Raw genomic sequence first — 15,021 nt, 5'->3', positions numbered from 1 at the left:
CCTAGATGAACCCAAGGAGAACAACCGTCATGATGGCTCTTCGTTTCCGCCGTACCGCCGTCGCCGTCGCCGCCGCATCGGTCCTTCCCTTCGCGCTGGCCGCCTGCTCGGACTCCGGTGAGAAGTCGAGTGCCGGCAGCGCCGCCTCCGAGCAGGCCACCCCCGGCACGGACACCGCCTCCACGCCCGCCACGGCGATGGACGCCCCGTTCGGACCGGCGTGTGCGGGTGTGCCGAAGGAGGGCGCGGGCAGCTTCGACGGGATGGCCAAGGACCCGGTCGCCACCGCCGCCTCCAACAACCCCGCGCTGTCCACGCTGGTCGCGGCCGTCAAGCAGGCCGGGCTGGTCGACACCCTGAACAACGCGAAGGACATCACCGTCTTCGCCCCCACCAACGACGCCTTCGCGAAGATCCCGAAGGCAGACCTGGACAAGGTCCTCGCCGACAAGGCCATGCTGACCAAGATCCTGACCTACCACGTCGTGGGCCAGAAGCTCGCTCCCAAGCAGCTCGACTCCGGCTCCTTCGACACCCTGGAGAAGGGGAAGATCACCACGGCCGGCTCCGGCGAGGCCTACAAGGTCAACGGAACCTCCAACGTGGTCTGCGGCAACGTCCCCACCTCCAACGCCACCGTCTACATCGTCGACACCGTCCTGATGCCCAAGTAGCACCGACGCGCGCCAGGGTGCGCGCGAGGGATGAGCGCACGCCGTGCGGCTCCGGACTCCGGGGCCGCACGGCCGTTTTCGCCGTCCGGGCCCGGGCCCACCGGGCGGGCCCCGACGTCGGGGCCGGGCCGCGAACGGGGCCGGGACCGGCCGGAAGGGGAACGGGGTCTAGGACATCGGCAGGGCGAACGTCTTGCGCGCCTCCAGGCCGTAGAGCAGCGCGCCGTCCGGGTCCCCGTACAGGCTGAGGGCCGTGCACGTGTACCGCCAGGCGGGGCGTCCCGTGCCCAGCTCGACGGCCCGCAGCCCGATCGTGTCGATGTCGTACACGTACGCGGCGCCCACGACCGGCGGGGCCTCCCCCGTGGTGAGGGTGTCCTTGCGGGTCTTCTCCGCCCACTTCCCGGCGCCGGTGCGCGCGTCCACGCCGACGAGCCCGCGTCCGCCCTCCGTGGCGTAGACGACCCCGTTGCGGAGCGCGGGGATCCCGTAACGACGCTGCCCCTGGGCGTTGTTCCCGAGGTCGCGGTCCGCGCCGAAGGACCACGCCACGCCTCCGTCGGTCAGTCGCACGGCCTGGAGGGCGTCGGCGCCGAAGTAGACGTGCTCCTCGTCCGCGGTGAACCCGGAGGGCGGCTCGCCCGGGACGATCAGGGTCTTGCGCCACCGCTCCTTGCCGGTGGCCGGATCGCGCAGGGACAGCGTCAGGCCGTCCATGGCCTGCGCCTTCTCGCACACCAGCAGCCCGCCCTTCGTGAGGGCGGCGAGGAGGTAGACCCGGTCGAACCTTCCGGAAGGCGCCGGCGCCGGCGCGCGCCACAGTTCCTTCCCGGACGCCAGGTTCGCGGCCAGCAGGAACCACGTGTCGCCCGACACGGCCTTCGCGTGCAAGAAGGCCGTGCCGTCGCGCACGCACAGCAGTTGGTTCCTCGGCTCTCCGCCGTCGAAGTCGGCGAGCGTCAGGACGGGCGGCTTCTTGTCGTCGGCCGCCCGCGGGACGGCGACGACCGCGAGGGCCTTGTCGGCGTCGGTCGACATGCGCAGGATGTAGGTGGCCTTGCCGTCGACCGCGACCCGGGTGGCGTCCTCGACCAGCTCGGACCAGTCGTACTTGCCCGTCTTCAGGTTGATTCCGGTGACGGCCGATCCGCCCGGATCCACGAGAACGTCCCCGGACCGGGTCGGCCCCGCGCGGCGGCTCGTGTTCAGGCCGTCCTTCGCCCACAGCGCCGAAGGCCCCCCGGGCAACGGGGGCTCGGCCGTCTCCGCCACGCCTGCGCGGCTCGCGAGCCAGGCCCACAGTCCGCCGCCGGCGAGGGCGGTGCCACCTGCCGCGCCGCCCCACACGAGCACCCTGCGGCGGGACAGGCCGCCCGGCGGTGCGACGTTCGGCGGCGCGGTCGAGAAGTCCGAGGCGGGCGGCGACAGTCGGGCCGGCGGCTCCTCCCAGACCGCCGCGCCGCGCCGGGCGATGTCGACCAGCACGGCGGGCGCGAGCCCGTCGGCGAAGGCACCGCCGGCGGGGGCGAGCCACTGTGCCAGCTCGGCCGTCGTGGGCCGCCGCGCGGGGTCCTTGTCCAGGCAGCGCGCGAGCAGCGGCGCCAACCGCTCGGGGACGCCGCTCAGGTCGGGTTCGGCGTAGCGCACCCGGTACAGCAGGTCCGCGGCCTGACCGCCGCCGAACGGGCCGTGCCCGGCCGCCGCGAAGACCAGTACGCCCGCCAGCGCGAACACGTCGCCCGCCGGCGTGTGGTCGAGTCCGCCGGCCTGCTCCGGGGACATGAACGCCGGGGTGCCGGTGGCCGCGCCGACGCGCGTCAGCCGCTCGTCCCCCAGGGCCCGCGCGATGCCGAAGTCGATAACCTTGGGCCCCTCGGCCGTGATCATCACGTTGGACGGCTTGAGGTCCCGGTGCACCACGTCGGAGCGGTGCAACTGGCCGAGGCCCCGGGCGAGGTCGGCGCCCAGGACCCGCACGCACGCCTCGGACAGCGGTCCGCCGAGACGGACGGCCTCGTCGAGCTGCGGGCCGATGACGTACTCGGTGGCCAGCCAGGGCGTCGTCGCCAGCGCGTCGGCCGCGAAGACGGCCGCGCCGTACCTGCCGCCCATGACCCGGGCCGCGTCCGCCTCCAGTCGGAAACGGGTACGGAAGGCCGTGTCGGCGGCGATCCTGGCGTGCACGGTCTTCAGCGCGACCGTCCGGCCGCGCGGTGAACGGGCCAGGTACACGGTGCCCATGCCCCCGCTGCCGAGCCGGGCGAGCAACTCGTGGCCGCCGAGGTGCGGGGGATCGTCGTGGGTGAGCGGTGCGAGGGGGGAACGGGCGGCCGGGGTGGCGGGCATCGGGGTCAGTGCACCTTCCGGGCGGCCGGCGGGAACGGCGGGGGCGGGGTGGGCTCTGCGGCGGAGGGCGGTTCGGCCGCGAGGAGTCCGGCGGACTGGGCGGCGAGCGCGGCGACGACCCGCCCCGGCAGCGTGGGCGGCCCGGCCGGGGCCGTCGCCGGAGTCGGTGCGCCGGGCGGGGCGTCGGCCGCGTGCGCGGTGAGCCCGTGGAGCAGGTCCCGCGCCGACCGCGGCCGGTCGGCGGGCGCCGACGCGAGACAGGATCCGATCAACCGCCGCAACCCCGGCGGCAGTTCACTCTGCTCGGGCACGGTGTGGCCCGTCGAGGCGTAGGCCAGTACGGCGCCGAGCGCGAAGACGTCCCCCAGCGGTGTGGGCCGCCCGCCGGCCGCCTGCTCCAGGGCCAGACAGCCCGGGTCGAGACCGGGCAGCCCGGAGCGAGGCGTCCCGTCGGGGGCGGCGGCCCGTACGGCGCCGAAACAGGTCAACACGGGTCCGCCCGCCGTGAGCAGGACGGCCGCCGGCGACAGCCCGGCGTGGGTGAACCCCCGGTCGTGCAGGTCCGCCAGGGCTTCGGCGAGGTCGGCGCCGAGCCGGCGCACGAGGTCCTCGGGGAGCGGTCCGCCGTACGCGGCGAGCGCGGCCGGCAGGGGCAGTACGGGCGTGTAGGGCGTGGTGGACCAGGGGGATCCGGCGCCGCCTCCGACCTCCGTGACGGGGAGCAGGCGCGGCGAACGGAGCCGCCGTGCGCCCTCGGCCTCGACCGCCCACCGGGACGGGTCGGCGCCCACGCGCGGCAGACACAGGAGGACGGTCCGCCGGCCGTCGGCGCCGCGGGCGAGGAACCGGCGCTCGGGCAGGCCGCGTTCCGCGGATCCGGCGTCCAGCCGCGCCAGGGTCACGTACGGCCCGACGTGCGAAGGGTCGTCCTGACGTAGGCGTTCCATGCGCGAGGTCCCCCGGGGTCGGCTGATGGCCCACCGAGCCTAAGCGGTGGTCGGGGGAGTGGGGGAACCGGGTGGGGCGGGGCGCCGGCGTCCCGGGATCATCCGACGGAGGGCATGGCCGTGATCTTCCCGTCGTTGACGAGGAAGACGCGGTTCTCGGCGCCGGACATCGCCCAGGGCCCGTGCGAGGTGGTGGACCAGCTCCAGAAGCGCGTGCCGTCGGTGGTCGAGTGCGCGGCGACGCCCTTCCCCTGGGCCAGCACCACCCACACGGTCCGGCCCTGGACCACGGGGCGGACGTGCGGCAGCGGGCCGGGGCCGACCGCGCCGTATCCGAGGACCAGCATCCTTTCGGAGCCGAGCCTGACCAGGGTGTCGTCCTTCACGCCGATCACGGCGTCGCCGTCGCTCACGAGCGGTCCCCAGCCGCCGGCGTCGTCCACGGACGTCGCGGCCGCGGCGTCGGACCAGGTGTCCCGGCCGCTGGTGAGGTCGCGGACCGTCAGGGTCGACCCGCCCAGGAAGACGGACTCCGTGATCGTGTCAGGGTGCTTGTGGGTGACGATGAGCGGTTCGACGGCGAAGCCCGCCCGGCCCTCGGCCTGCCAGATGGCGGTGCCCTGGGAGCACTCGAAGGCCCACGCGTTCCCGTTGGCGCCGGACAGGACGAGCTTGTTGCGGACGGCCGCGGCCCTGGGGCCGGACCCGAGCAGGGCGAGGGTGGGCATCGGAACGGTCCAACGGACGGTGCGCAGACCGGTGTTGATCGCCCGCAGCCGGTTGTCCTTGGTCACCACGTAGACGGCCTCGCCGTCGAACGCGAGGAGGCGGGCCGCCTCGGCCGCGGGAAGCGACCATTCCAACGCGCCGGTGGAGGCGTTGTGGACGCGCAGGACGCCCTCCGGGTCCGCCGCGAGGAACAGACGCTCCGTCATGGCCAGGAGGCCGGCGCGCGCGGCGATGTCGGGCAGCCGCCACTTCTCCTCGCCGGTCGTGGCCAGGTGGGCGACCAGGCCACCGTCCCTGCCCGCGAACATCACGACGTCGACCAGCGACAGTGGTGTGGTCGGCACGCCGTCCGACTCCTTCGCCGCCACCGGCAGAGGGCCCCACAGGGGCTCCGGCGCGCGGCCCGGTGTCTTGGCCGGGCGGTCCAACAGGGCCGCCCGGTGGACGACTCCGTTCCGGGGCGGCCCCTTCGGAGTCTCCTCGCGCGTCGACCACCAGATCCCTGCGGCGCCGCCCGACACGGCCAGCACCCCGCCGGCGCCGAGGGAGGTGCGCAGGAACCGGCGCCGCGAGGGCGCCCCGGTGAGCGTGACCCCCTCCGGCGCGGCCTGGCGTTCCGCCTCCGCCCGCCGGCGGGCGATGTCGCCGGCGAGGGGGCCCTTGCGCCAGGCCCGGTCCGCTCCGCGCGGCGGCGCGAAGGCCCCGGCGATCTGCTCGGGCGTGGGGCGCGGCCCCGGATCCTTGGCGAGGCAGGGGGCGATCAGCGCGCGCAGTTCCTCGGGCACGGTGGACAACCGGGGCTCCCCGTGCACCACCTCGTACTGCACGGCCGCCACGTGCGTCCCGTCGAAGGCGCGCTGCCCGGTGGCCGCGAACGCCAGTACCGCGCCCAGCGAGAACACGTCCGCCGCCGGGCCCACGCGTTGCCCCAGCACCTGCTCGGGGGCGCCGTACCCGGGGGTGACGGGCACCTGGCCCGTGGTGGTGAGCGTCAGTCCGTGCTCGGGGCGGGCGATGCCGAAGTCGATGACCCGTGGTCCGGTCGAGGTCAGCACGATGTTGGCCGGCTTCAGGTCGCGGTGGACCAGCCCCGCGGCGTGGATGTCGCGGAGGGTGTCGGCCAGGGAGGCGGCCAGCGCGCGCACCCCGGCTCCGTCGAACGGGCCGTACGCGCGCACCGCCTCGTCCAGGGTGGGACCGGAGAGGAACTCGGTGGCGATCCAGGGGCGGTTGCCCTCGCTCTCGGCGCCGAGGACCCGGGCGACGCCGCCGCCGGTGACCGCCCGCGCGGTCTGCGCCTCGCGCAGGAAGCGTTGGACGAGGTTCTGGTCGTGCGTCAGCTCGGGCAGCAACACCTTCACGGCGGCGGTGGCGCCGGTGTGGTCGCGGCCGAAGTAGACCTTGCCCATGCCGCCTTCGCCGAGGACGCCGATGACGCGGTAGGGGCCGAGTCGGATCGGATCGCCGGGGCCGAGAGGTTCCATGGGTGCCGCTTCCTGTCCTGCCGGGCCCGACTCTCGGCCCCGGGGCGCGCGGCGTCGGAGCCGGCGCGCCTGGGTCGGGCCATCGTTTCATTGGCCGGTGCGCGGGTGGCGCCTGGGGCGTCAGGGCGGCAGGTGGCAGGGTGCCTGGCGTGCGACGGGGGCGACAGGGGCGGGGGGAGTGGCGGGGGCGGTGCGGCGGGGGTCGGCTCAGGGCAGGGCGCGGTCCGGGGCCCTCCCGGCGCCGCGGGCCGCGGAGGCGGCCGCCTGGAGGGAGCGCAGGGCCAGCAGGAGGACCCCGACGTCGTCGAGGTACACGGGGTCCGGGATCAGGTCCACCGGCGAGATCGTGTAGGCCACGGCCACCCAGAACAGGGCCTTGTCCCGCAGCGGGATGCCCGCGTCGACCAGCAGCTTCCGCGCCTTGAACACCCGCACGAGCAGTACGGCGGCCAGGGCCGCCAGCCCGACGGCGACGATCACGGCGAGGGTGAGCCAGGCTTTTCCGTCCATGCCACTCCTATACCCCGTGCGGGCGGGAACCCTCGGGGGAAACTCCGGGGGCGCTCGTGGGGCGCAAACCTCGGGGCGGGCCGTTCCCCGGGCGCGCCGTACCTCGGGCGGCCCGTTCCTCGGACCGTCCGTACCTCGGGCGGCCCGTTCCTCGGACCGTCCGTACCTCGGGCGGCCCGTCCGTACCTCAGGCGCCCTGTTCCCGCAGTCGGCGGGTGACCTCGCCGAGGCCGGCGGCGAGGGCGTCCAGCTGGTCCGGCGTGAGCACGTCGATGAGGGCCTCCCGGACCGCGGCCACATGGCCCGGCGCCGCCGCGTCCAACCGGGCGCTGCCCGCGTCGGTGAGGACGGCGAAGACCCCGCGCACGTCGGAGGGGCAGCTGCGGCGGCGGACCAACCCGGCCTTCTCCATCTGGGTCACCTGGTAGGTCAGCCCGCTCTTGGAGTTGATCAGCCCGTTGGCGAGTTCGGTCATGCGCAGTTCGCGATCCGGCGCCGCGGCCAGTCGAACGAGGATCTCGTACTGGGGGTGCGAGAGCCCGGAGTCGTCCTTGAGCTGCTGGTCGAGGCGTCGGTTCACCAGGGCGGAGGCGGCCAGGAAGCCGTCCCAGGCCCGCATCTCGCGGTCATCCAGCCATCTCGTTTCAGCCATGATCCCAGGGTACACAAGTTGTTCCAATTTGAATCAATGGCTAGGGTCGGACCGCCGGTTCGAATTTGAACTACCGACTCGGACCGACTCGACCGGAAGGAACCCCCATGACCAGCGCCTCCGCCACCACGACGAAGGCTCCGGCCGCCGCACCGGCCGCCCTCCCCGCCACCACCGCCGGCCTGGACACCGGCCTGCTGCTCCTGCGCGTCGTCCTCGGCCTCACCATGGCCGCCCACGGCAGCCAGAAACTGTTCGGCTGGTTCGGCGGGGGCGGCATCGACGGCACCGGCCGGTTCTTCACGGCGAGCGGCTACCCGGCGGGTGACGCCATGGCCGTCCTGGCCGGACTCACCGAGACCCTCGGCGGCCTCGGCCTCGCCGCGGGCCTGCTCACCCCGCTCGCCGGCGCCGCCCTTGTCGGCACCATGATCAACGCGATCGCCGTCCACGGCGTCGGCTCGTTCTTCGCCCCCGAGGGCATCGAGTACGAACTGCTCCTGACCGTCGGCGCCGCCGCCCTCGCCCTGACCGGCCCCGGCCGGTACGCGGCCGACCGCTTCCTCCCGGTCCTGCGCGAGAACCGCGCGGCCCACGGCGCGCTCGCGCTCGCCCTCGGCGTGGTGCTCGGCGCCGCGTTGCTGCTGGTGCGCGGCTAGACAGGCCCCTGGGCCCGGTCGCGCAACCCCCGTCGCGTCCGGTCGCCGGCGGCGGCGAAACCCACCGAAAACCCGCGCGCAAGAGGGTGTCCCGGGGCCGGTCTGATTGGCCCCGGGTATTCGGGGGAAGAGCGCACAAATGACACAACCCATCGAAGACTACGCACTCATCGGCGACCTGATGACCAGTGGGCTGGTCGGCCGAGACGGGTCCATCGACTGGCTGTGCCTGCCGCGCTTCGACTCGGCCGCCTGCTTCGCCGCCCTCCTCGGCGAGAAGGACAACGGCCACTGGCGCATCGCCCCGGAGGGCGCCGCCGACGGAGAGCGGTGCACGCGCCGGGCCTACATCGACGGCTCGTTGGTTCTGGAGTCCCTCTGGGAGACCGAGGACGGCACGATCAAGGTCGTCGACTTCATGCCGCAGCGCGACACCGCGCCGGACGTGATGCGGATCGTCGAATGCCTCTCCGGTGAGGTCACCGTGCGCAGCACCCTGCGCCTGCGCTTCGACTACGGGCACGTCGTCCCCTGGGTCCGACGCTCCGCCGGTGACCGGGTCGCCGTCGCGGGCCCCGACTCCATCTGGTTCCGCAGCGAGCCGGCCGTACGGACCTGGGGCGAGCAGAACACCACCCTGTCGGAGTTCACCGTCTCCGCCGGGGACAAGGTCGCCTTCGTGTTGACCTGGCACCCCTCCCACGAGCCGCGCCCCGAGCAGGTGGACCCGTACCAGGCGCTGGAGCACGCGCTCGTCGACTGGGCGCAGTGGTCCGCGCAGTGCACCTACGAGGGCCCCTACAAGGAGGCCGTGACCCGCTCGCTGATCACCCTCAAGGCCCTCACCTACGCCCCCACCGGCGGGATCGTCGCCGCCGCCACCACCTCCCTGCCCGAGGAGCTCGGCGGCGTCCGCAACTGGGACTACCGCTACTGCTGGCTGCGCGACTCCACCCTCACCCTCGGCTCCCTCATCGCGACCGGCTTCAAGGACGAGGCCCGCGAGTGGCGGAGGTGGCTGCTGCGGGCCGTCGCCGGCGACCCCGCCGACCTGCAGATCATGTACGGGATCGCGGGCGAACGGCGGATCCCGGAGTTCGACCTGCCGTGGCTTCGCGGGTACGCGGAGTCCGCCCCCGTCCGCGTCGGCAACGCGGCCGTCGACCAGCTCCAGCTCGACGTGTACGGCGAGGTCATCGACTCCCTGTATCTGGCCCGGTCCACCGGGCTGGCCAAGGAGGCCCACGCCTGGCAGATCCAACTCGCGCTGCTCGACTTCCTGGAGAAGAACTGGCGCCGCCCGGACGAGGGGTTGTGGGAAGTGCGCGGCCCGCGCCGGCACTTCACGCACTCCAAGGTGATGGCCTGGGTGGCCGCCGACCGGGCGGTGCGGACCCTGGAGGCGGACCCGTCGATGCCGGGCGACCTGGAACGCTGGCGGACGATAAGGGACGAGGTGCACGCGGACGTGTGCGAGAAGGCCTTCGACCCCGAGCGCAACACCTTCACCCAGTACTACGGTTCGCGCGAACTGGACGCCGCGACCCTGCTGATCCCCCGTGTGGGGTTCCTGCCTCCCGACGACCCACGCGTCGTCGGCACGGTCGACGCGGTCCGTGAGGAACTCGGTCGCAGCGGCCTGGTCCGCCGCTACAGCACCGAAGGCCCCTCCGTGGACGGTCTGCCCGGTGACGAAGGGGCCTTCCTGGCCTGCTCGTTCTGGCTGGCCGACGCCCTGCACATGACCGGCCGGGGCAAGGAGGCGCGGCAACTCTTCGAGATGCTGCTGTCCGTGCGCAACGACGTGGGTCTGCTCGCGGAGGAGTACGACCCGGTCGCCGGCCGCCAACTGGGCAACTTCCCGCAGGCGTTCAGTCACGTCGGCCTGGTGAACACCGCGATCACGCTGGGCCGGGGGCCGGGAGTCGGTGTCGGACTGACCGACTGACCGACTGACTGACCGGGCGGGCGGGCGGGCGAACGGCCTGAGCGGCGGCGGCCGGGCGGCCGGAGCGGTCGGTGAGGCCAGGCCCCCGCCCGGCCCGGCCGCCGGGCCGGTCACGGTCGACGCATGGCCTGCGTGAGCCGGCCGCGCAGGTGCGCGAACTCCGGGGAAGAACGCAGTGCGGCGACGTCCGTGGTCGGAGCGCGGTCGAGCGGGATCGGCAGCTCCGCCACCACCCTGCCCGGGCCCGCCGCCATCACCAGGACGCGGGAGCCCAACAGGACGGCCTCCTCCGCCGAGTGGGTCACGAACAGCACCGTCGTGCCGAGGCGGGCCGCGAGCGTCCGCACCTCCTCCTGGAGCCGTTCCCGGGTCAGCGCGTCCAACGCGGCGAACGGCTCGTCCATCAGTAACAGCTGCGGCTCGGCCGCCAACGCCCGGGCGATGGCCACCCGCTGCTGTTGACCGCCCGACAGTTCCCACGTACGCCGCCCCGCCAGGCCCGGCAACCCCACCCGCTCCAGCAGTCCCGCGATCCGCGCGGGCCGCTCCGCGCGCGGGACCCCGTGCCGGGCCAGGGCGAAGTCGAGGTTCCCGCCGACCGTGCGCCACGGGAACAGTCGCGGCTGCTGGAACACCACCCCCGCGCCCCGGCCGGGCTCCGGGGCGCCGCCCCGGACCAGGACCGTTCCCGTCGCCGGACGCTCGAATCCGGCGGCGACCCGCAGCAAGGTCGTCTTGCCGCAGCCGGAGGGGCCGACCAGGACGACGAACTCGCCCGCGCGGATCCGCAGGTCCACCCCCTGGACCGCCGTGACCCGCTGCTTCGCCGGACCGAAGCGCACCGACACCCCGGCCAGCTCCACGGCGGCGGTCGCCGGGGACGCGTCAGTTCGTGGCACGGCCGAGCTCCTCCACCGCGAGCGCCCGCCCGAACACGGCCTCGTCCGGGACCGCGTCCACCGCCTCCTGCCCCTTGAGGAACACCGCGGCGTCGTGCAGGTGGCCGGCCAGCTTGCCGGGGGCGCCGGGCGTACCCAGGTACTCGGGCCCCGTCTGCTCCTTCGCGCTCAGCAGCACCAGTTCCGACAGCTGGCGCTTGGCCTCGTCCGCCGACAGCCCGAGCTCCGCGCCGATCGACTTGGCCGCCTGGTCGGGCGCGGTGCGCGCCTGCGCGACGGCCCGGTCCTGGGCCTTCAGCCAGGCGGTCACCACCTCCGGGTGCCCGGCGGCGAAGTCGTTCGTCACCACCCCCAGGTCCGCCGTCGGCCTGCCCTGCCGCGCGACCTGCCGACTGGTGATCAACACCTTTCCGTCCTTGGTCAGTTCGCCGAGCGTGGGCGTCCACACGTACGCGGCGTCGATGTCCCCGCGCTGCCACGCCGCCGGCGTGTCCTGGGGTTGCAGGTCGACGGTCTTGACGGAGGACGGCTCGACCCCCGCGGCGGTCAGCGCGGCGAGCAGCGAGTAGTGCGAGGTGGAACCGTAGGGGGTGGCGACCTTCTTCCCGACGAGGTCCTTCACCGAGCCGATCCCGGGCTTGGCGACGAGAGCTTCGTTGTCACCGATCAGGTCGTGGATCCACACCACCTTGTACGGGATGTTCAGCGGCGCGGACAGCCCCTTGGTGACCGGGCTGGACCCGGCCAGGCCGATGTCCACCGCCCCCGCGAGGACAGCCGTGTTGACATCACCTCCCGATTCGAACCTCACCCATTTCACATCGGCCTCGGGCAGGGCCTTCTCCAGCAGTCGCTGGTTCTTCACGACGAGGTCGGCGTTGGGTATCGCCTGGTAGGCGATCCGCACGGTGGTGCGTCCCGCACCGCCCGCAGTCGCGCCGTCGTCCCCGCACGCGGTGGCGCCGGCGGCGGTCAGGGTGACGACGGCGGCCAGCAGGACGGTGCGGCGCGAGAGGAATCCGGTCATGGCTGTGCTCCGGTCTGAGGGTCTGAGTGGTCTGAGTGGTCTGACTGGTGTGTCCGAGGGGCGTGAGTGGTGCGAGTGAGGGGCTCGGCGTGGCCGCTCAGGTGCGGCCGCGCCACGGCACGCCGACCCGTTCCACGCCGCGCAGCAGGGCGTCCAGCACGATCCCGGACAGTCCGATGGCGAGGATGCCCGCGATCACCAGCGCGGTCTGGTTGTAGCGCTGCGCGTCGCGGATCATGCCGCCGATGCCCGGAGTCCCGTTGATGGTCTCCGCCGCGACGACGGAGGTGTACGCGACACCCACCGCGATCCGGATGCCGGTGAGGATCTCCGGCAGCGCGGCGGGCAGTCGCACCGACAGCAGCAGGTGGACCGGGCCCGACCCCAAGGCGCGTGCCGCCTCGACCAGTTGATCGGGCACGGTGCGGACGGCCGCGGCCGTGGCGGCGGCGATCGGTGGCAGGGCGGCGATCACCAGCAACCAGATCTTCGGGGCCTCGTCGATGCCGAACCAGATGACGAGCAACGACAGGTACGCGAGTGGGGGCAGGGTCCGCAGGAACGTCACCACCGGTTCCAGTACGACGGCCAGCGGCCGGACCACTGCGATCAGCAGCCCGAGCGGCACCCCGGCCAACACGGCGTACCCGACGCCGGTGCCGATCCGGCCCAGGCTCACCCCGAGGTGCTCGATCAGGAGGTGCCCGCCGTGGCCGCGCACCCCGTCGTGCGTGGTGGAGGCGAGCACGAACTGCCGCCACACGTCACCGGGTGAGGGGACGAGCACCCGGGGCCACACCTCGGCGGCGACCACCGCTTGCCAGACGCCGATCAACACGATCAGCGACACGAGCCGCAGGGCGCCGCGGCGCGATGCCTCCCGGAGCCGGCGCCGGCGCCCGGAGATGACGGTCGGGTCCGTGTCGGGGGAGGGGAGCCGGTCGGTCGCGGCGGTCAGCAGGGCGCTCACGTCGAGGCCGCCGTCCCGGTCAGGGCCCGCAGTCGAGGCGCCACTTCCTCGCCGACCCGGAAGGCCTCCTCCAGGTGGGGATATCCGGACAGGATGAACTCGTCGACTCCCAGGGCCCGGTACTCCGCGAGCCGTGCGGCCACCTCGTCGTGCGAGCCGACCAGCGCGGTGCCGGCGCCCTCGCGGACCAGGCCGATGCCCGCCCACAGGTTCGGCGACACGGTCAGCCGCGCCGCGTCCGCGACCCCGCCGTGCAGCGCGGTCATCCGGGCCTGCCCGACGGAATCCATGGTCGCGAAGCGTTCCTGACTCGCCCCGACGGCCTGCGGGTCCAGCCCGGCGAGGATCCGGTCGGCCTCGGACCAGGCCTCGGCCGCGGAATCCCGGCTGATGACGTGCAGCCGAAGCCCGAAGCGCAGGGCCCGGCCGGCGGCGCGGGCCTTCTCCCGGAGCCGACCCACCCGTGCGGCGACGGCGGCGGGCGGTTCGCCCCACAGCAGTTGTACGTCGGCCCGGCGGGCGCTGACGTCCTCCGCGACGGCCGAGGCCCCGCCGAAGTACAGCGGGACGTGGTGTCTCGTCGCCGGATCGGTGAGCCGGGCCCCCTCGATCCGCAGGTGGGTTCCGTGATGGTCCACCCGCTTGCCGTCCAGCAGGTCCCGGAGCACGGCCATCACCTCGTCGGTGCGCGCGTAACGGGCGTCGTGTTCCAAGTGGTCCCCGTAGGCGCGCTGTTCGGCGGGGTCGCCACCGGTCACCACGTTCAGACCGAGCCGACCGTCCGAGAACCGGCGGAAGGCGTCGGCCTGTTGTGCGATCAGCGTGGGGGTGGCCAGGCCCGCCCGGAAGGCGACGAGGAACCCGATCCGGTCCGTGTGCCGGGCCAGTGCGGAGGTGAGGATCCAGGGATCCACGCAGCCGAGCCCCACCGGTGTCAGGAGCGAGTGGAAGCCGGCCTGCTCGGCGGCCCGGGCCACCTGCGCCAGGTAGGGGATGTCGGCCGGTCGCCGGGTGGCCGCTCCGGTGCGGCCCTGGACGGAGGTCACCCCGCCGGGGTCGCGGCCGTCCCCGCCGGTGGGCAGGAACCAGTGGAGCAGGAGGGGGCTTTCGGGCATGGTGAAACCTCGTCGGGGCAGCGCGGCACGTGCCACCGCCCGGCGGTGGCACGTGTACACGGGCAGAAGGGAGTCAAGGGCGAGCGCGGAGGGAGCGAGGACGCCCGGGTGGGTGCGAGAGCGGCGCGCCGGAGCCGCGCGAGGGCGGACGGGCACGCGGATCGCGGCGCGCCGGGCGGCGCGCGGTCATCCGTACGGTGTCAGGAGCGGCGGATCAACAGCCCTGCGTACGGGAGGAGTCGGCCCGACAGAGCATGGTCGACACGCGCAGCAGATCCACGTGACGACGCGAGACGAGAAGGGGGGCCATGGCCGCATCCTGTCGGGGTTCGACCATCCGGGACAAGCGCGGTCCGTATCGTGGACGCGAGAGTTCCGGGAAGTGGGACGGTGTGGGGCGGTGGAGGGACGGGGCGGTGGAGGGGGACGCGGCCAGGGGCGGGCTCGGATCACCGGCGCCGGTTGAACGGCAGCCTTCCCAGCACCGACGCCATCGCGCAGGTGTCGGTCAGCGCGGAGAACACGAGGCCACCCGCCACCGCGGCGCTCAGGAGCAGGAACGCCGGGTGCGCGAGGGCGCCCAGGGCCAACCCCAGCAGGACGAGCGTGCCGACGGTGATCCTCACCTGCCGTTCCATGGCCCACACGGCCCGACGGCCCTCGGCGGGGTACTCCAGGGCGTGCCCGGCCGCGGACCAGGCGCCGGTCCCGCCGGTCAGGCTGCCGGCGACGACGCCGTGGCCGGCCAGGGTGCGGGCCGCGTTCTGCGAACGGGACCCGGAGGCGCAGACCAGCAGCAGCGCGCCGCCGGCGCCCCGGGCGAGTGCGGCGGCCTCGCGCAGCTCGGGCAGGGAGTCCGTGATCCGGTCGAACGGGACGTTGGTCGCGCCCGGCAGGTGACCGGAGGCGTACTCGCCCGGCGTGCGGACGTCGACGACGGTGAACTCCGCCGGGCGGGCGCGGGCCTGGTCGACGGTGACGGCGAGGACGAGGGGAGTGCTCATGGCGGAGGTGCTCCTCGGAAGGGAACGACGCGGGAAACGAATCGGCGGCGGGCGGCG

Annotated in this window: 13 protein-coding genes; 3 read left to right on the top strand and 10 right to left on the bottom strand. The window is 74.0% G+C overall.

Features of this window, described 5'->3' with window-relative positions; genetic code table 11:
* Positions 1 to 29: 29 nt before the first annotated feature.
* Positions 30 to 674, top strand: a complete 645-nt coding sequence (locus ACIRO3_RS07630; protein WP_404133596.1) for a fasciclin domain-containing protein — start codon at positions 30 to 32, stop codon at positions 672 to 674.
* A 168-nt stretch (positions 675 to 842) separates the two neighbouring features.
* Here the strand turns inward: ACIRO3_RS07630 and ACIRO3_RS07625 are convergent, their stop codons facing one another.
* From ACIRO3_RS07625 to ACIRO3_RS07605, 5 genes are all read right to left on the bottom strand, one after another.
* Positions 843 to 3,020 carry a protein kinase gene (locus ACIRO3_RS07625; protein ID WP_404133594.1) on the bottom strand — a complete coding sequence of 726 codons (2,178 nt, stop codon included), beginning with the start codon at positions 3,018 to 3,020 and terminating at the stop codon, positions 843 to 845.
* A 5-nt stretch (positions 3,021 to 3,025) separates the two neighbouring features.
* Positions 3,026 to 3,967 carry a serine/threonine protein kinase gene (locus ACIRO3_RS07620; RefSeq protein WP_404133591.1) on the bottom strand — a complete coding sequence of 314 codons (942 nt, stop codon included), beginning with the start codon at positions 3,965 to 3,967 and terminating at the stop codon, positions 3,026 to 3,028.
* Between the two features lie 98 nt (positions 3,968 to 4,065).
* On the bottom strand, positions 4,066 to 6,180 hold the full coding sequence (locus ACIRO3_RS07615; RefSeq protein ID WP_404133589.1) for a protein kinase: 2,115 nt from the start codon (positions 6,178 to 6,180) through the stop codon (positions 4,066 to 4,068).
* Positions 6,181 to 6,387: 207 nt separating this feature from the next.
* Positions 6,388 to 6,690, bottom strand: a complete 303-nt coding sequence (locus ACIRO3_RS07610) for a YkvA family protein (protein WP_404133587.1) — start codon at positions 6,688 to 6,690, stop codon at positions 6,388 to 6,390.
* Positions 6,691 to 6,877: 187 nt separating this feature from the next.
* Positions 6,878 to 7,342: a MarR family winged helix-turn-helix transcriptional regulator gene (locus tag ACIRO3_RS07605; RefSeq protein ID WP_267803426.1), complete on the bottom strand. Its 465-nt coding sequence runs from the start codon at positions 7,340 to 7,342 to the stop codon at positions 6,878 to 6,880.
* Positions 7,343 to 7,449: 107 nt separating this feature from the next.
* Here ACIRO3_RS07605 and ACIRO3_RS07600 point away from each other — a divergent pair, with 107 nt between their 5' ends.
* Both ACIRO3_RS07600 and ACIRO3_RS07595 read left to right on the top strand, forming a co-directional pair.
* Positions 7,450 to 8,001, top strand: coding sequence for a DoxX family protein (locus tag ACIRO3_RS07600; RefSeq protein ID WP_361776421.1), 552 nt, complete (start codon positions 7,450 to 7,452; stop codon positions 7,999 to 8,001).
* A gap of 139 nt (positions 8,002 to 8,140) precedes the next feature.
* Positions 8,141 to 9,949: a glycoside hydrolase family 15 protein gene (locus tag ACIRO3_RS07595; RefSeq protein ID WP_365996711.1), complete on the top strand. Its 1,809-nt coding sequence runs from the start codon at positions 8,141 to 8,143 to the stop codon at positions 9,947 to 9,949.
* A gap of 110 nt (positions 9,950 to 10,059) precedes the next feature.
* On the opposite strand, the gene ACIRO3_RS07590 is transcribed toward ACIRO3_RS07595, so the two are convergent.
* The 5 genes from ACIRO3_RS07590 to ACIRO3_RS07570 all read right to left on the bottom strand — a co-directional run bounded on the left by ACIRO3_RS07590 (position 10,060) and on the right by ACIRO3_RS07570 (position 14,964).
* On the bottom strand, positions 10,060 to 10,848 hold the full coding sequence (locus ACIRO3_RS07590) for an ABC transporter ATP-binding protein (protein WP_404133583.1): 789 nt from the start codon (positions 10,846 to 10,848) through the stop codon (positions 10,060 to 10,062).
* Positions 10,835 to 11,875 (bottom strand): ABC transporter substrate-binding protein, encoded by a 1,041-nt coding sequence (locus tag ACIRO3_RS07585; protein ID WP_404133580.1) that lies wholly within the window; start codon positions 11,873 to 11,875, stop codon positions 10,835 to 10,837. Before ACIRO3_RS07585 ends, ACIRO3_RS07590 begins: the two co-directional genes overlap by 14 nt.
* A gap of 97 nt (positions 11,876 to 11,972) precedes the next feature.
* On the bottom strand, positions 11,973 to 12,845 hold the full coding sequence (locus ACIRO3_RS07580; protein WP_404133577.1) for an ABC transporter permease: 873 nt from the start codon (positions 12,843 to 12,845) through the stop codon (positions 11,973 to 11,975).
* Positions 12,842 to 13,960, bottom strand: coding sequence for an LLM class flavin-dependent oxidoreductase (locus ACIRO3_RS07575; RefSeq protein WP_404133575.1), 1,119 nt, complete (start codon positions 13,958 to 13,960; stop codon positions 12,842 to 12,844). The genes ACIRO3_RS07580 and ACIRO3_RS07575 overlap by 4 nt, the downstream gene beginning before the upstream one ends.
* Positions 13,961 to 14,409: 449 nt before the next feature.
* A complete protein-coding gene (locus ACIRO3_RS07570) occupies positions 14,410 to 14,964 on the bottom strand; it encodes a rhodanese-like domain-containing protein (protein ID WP_361776774.1) in 555 nt (184 codons plus the stop codon).
* Between the last annotated feature and the right edge of the window lie 57 nt (positions 14,965 to 15,021).

The organism is Streptomyces sp. NPDC102278 (genome assembly GCF_044766345.1).
GTDB lineage: Bacteria > Actinomycetota > Actinomycetes > Streptomycetales > Streptomycetaceae > Streptomyces.
The sequence above is the reverse complement of the archived record's forward strand: the minus strand, read 5'-3'. Positions and strand labels throughout refer to the sequence as shown.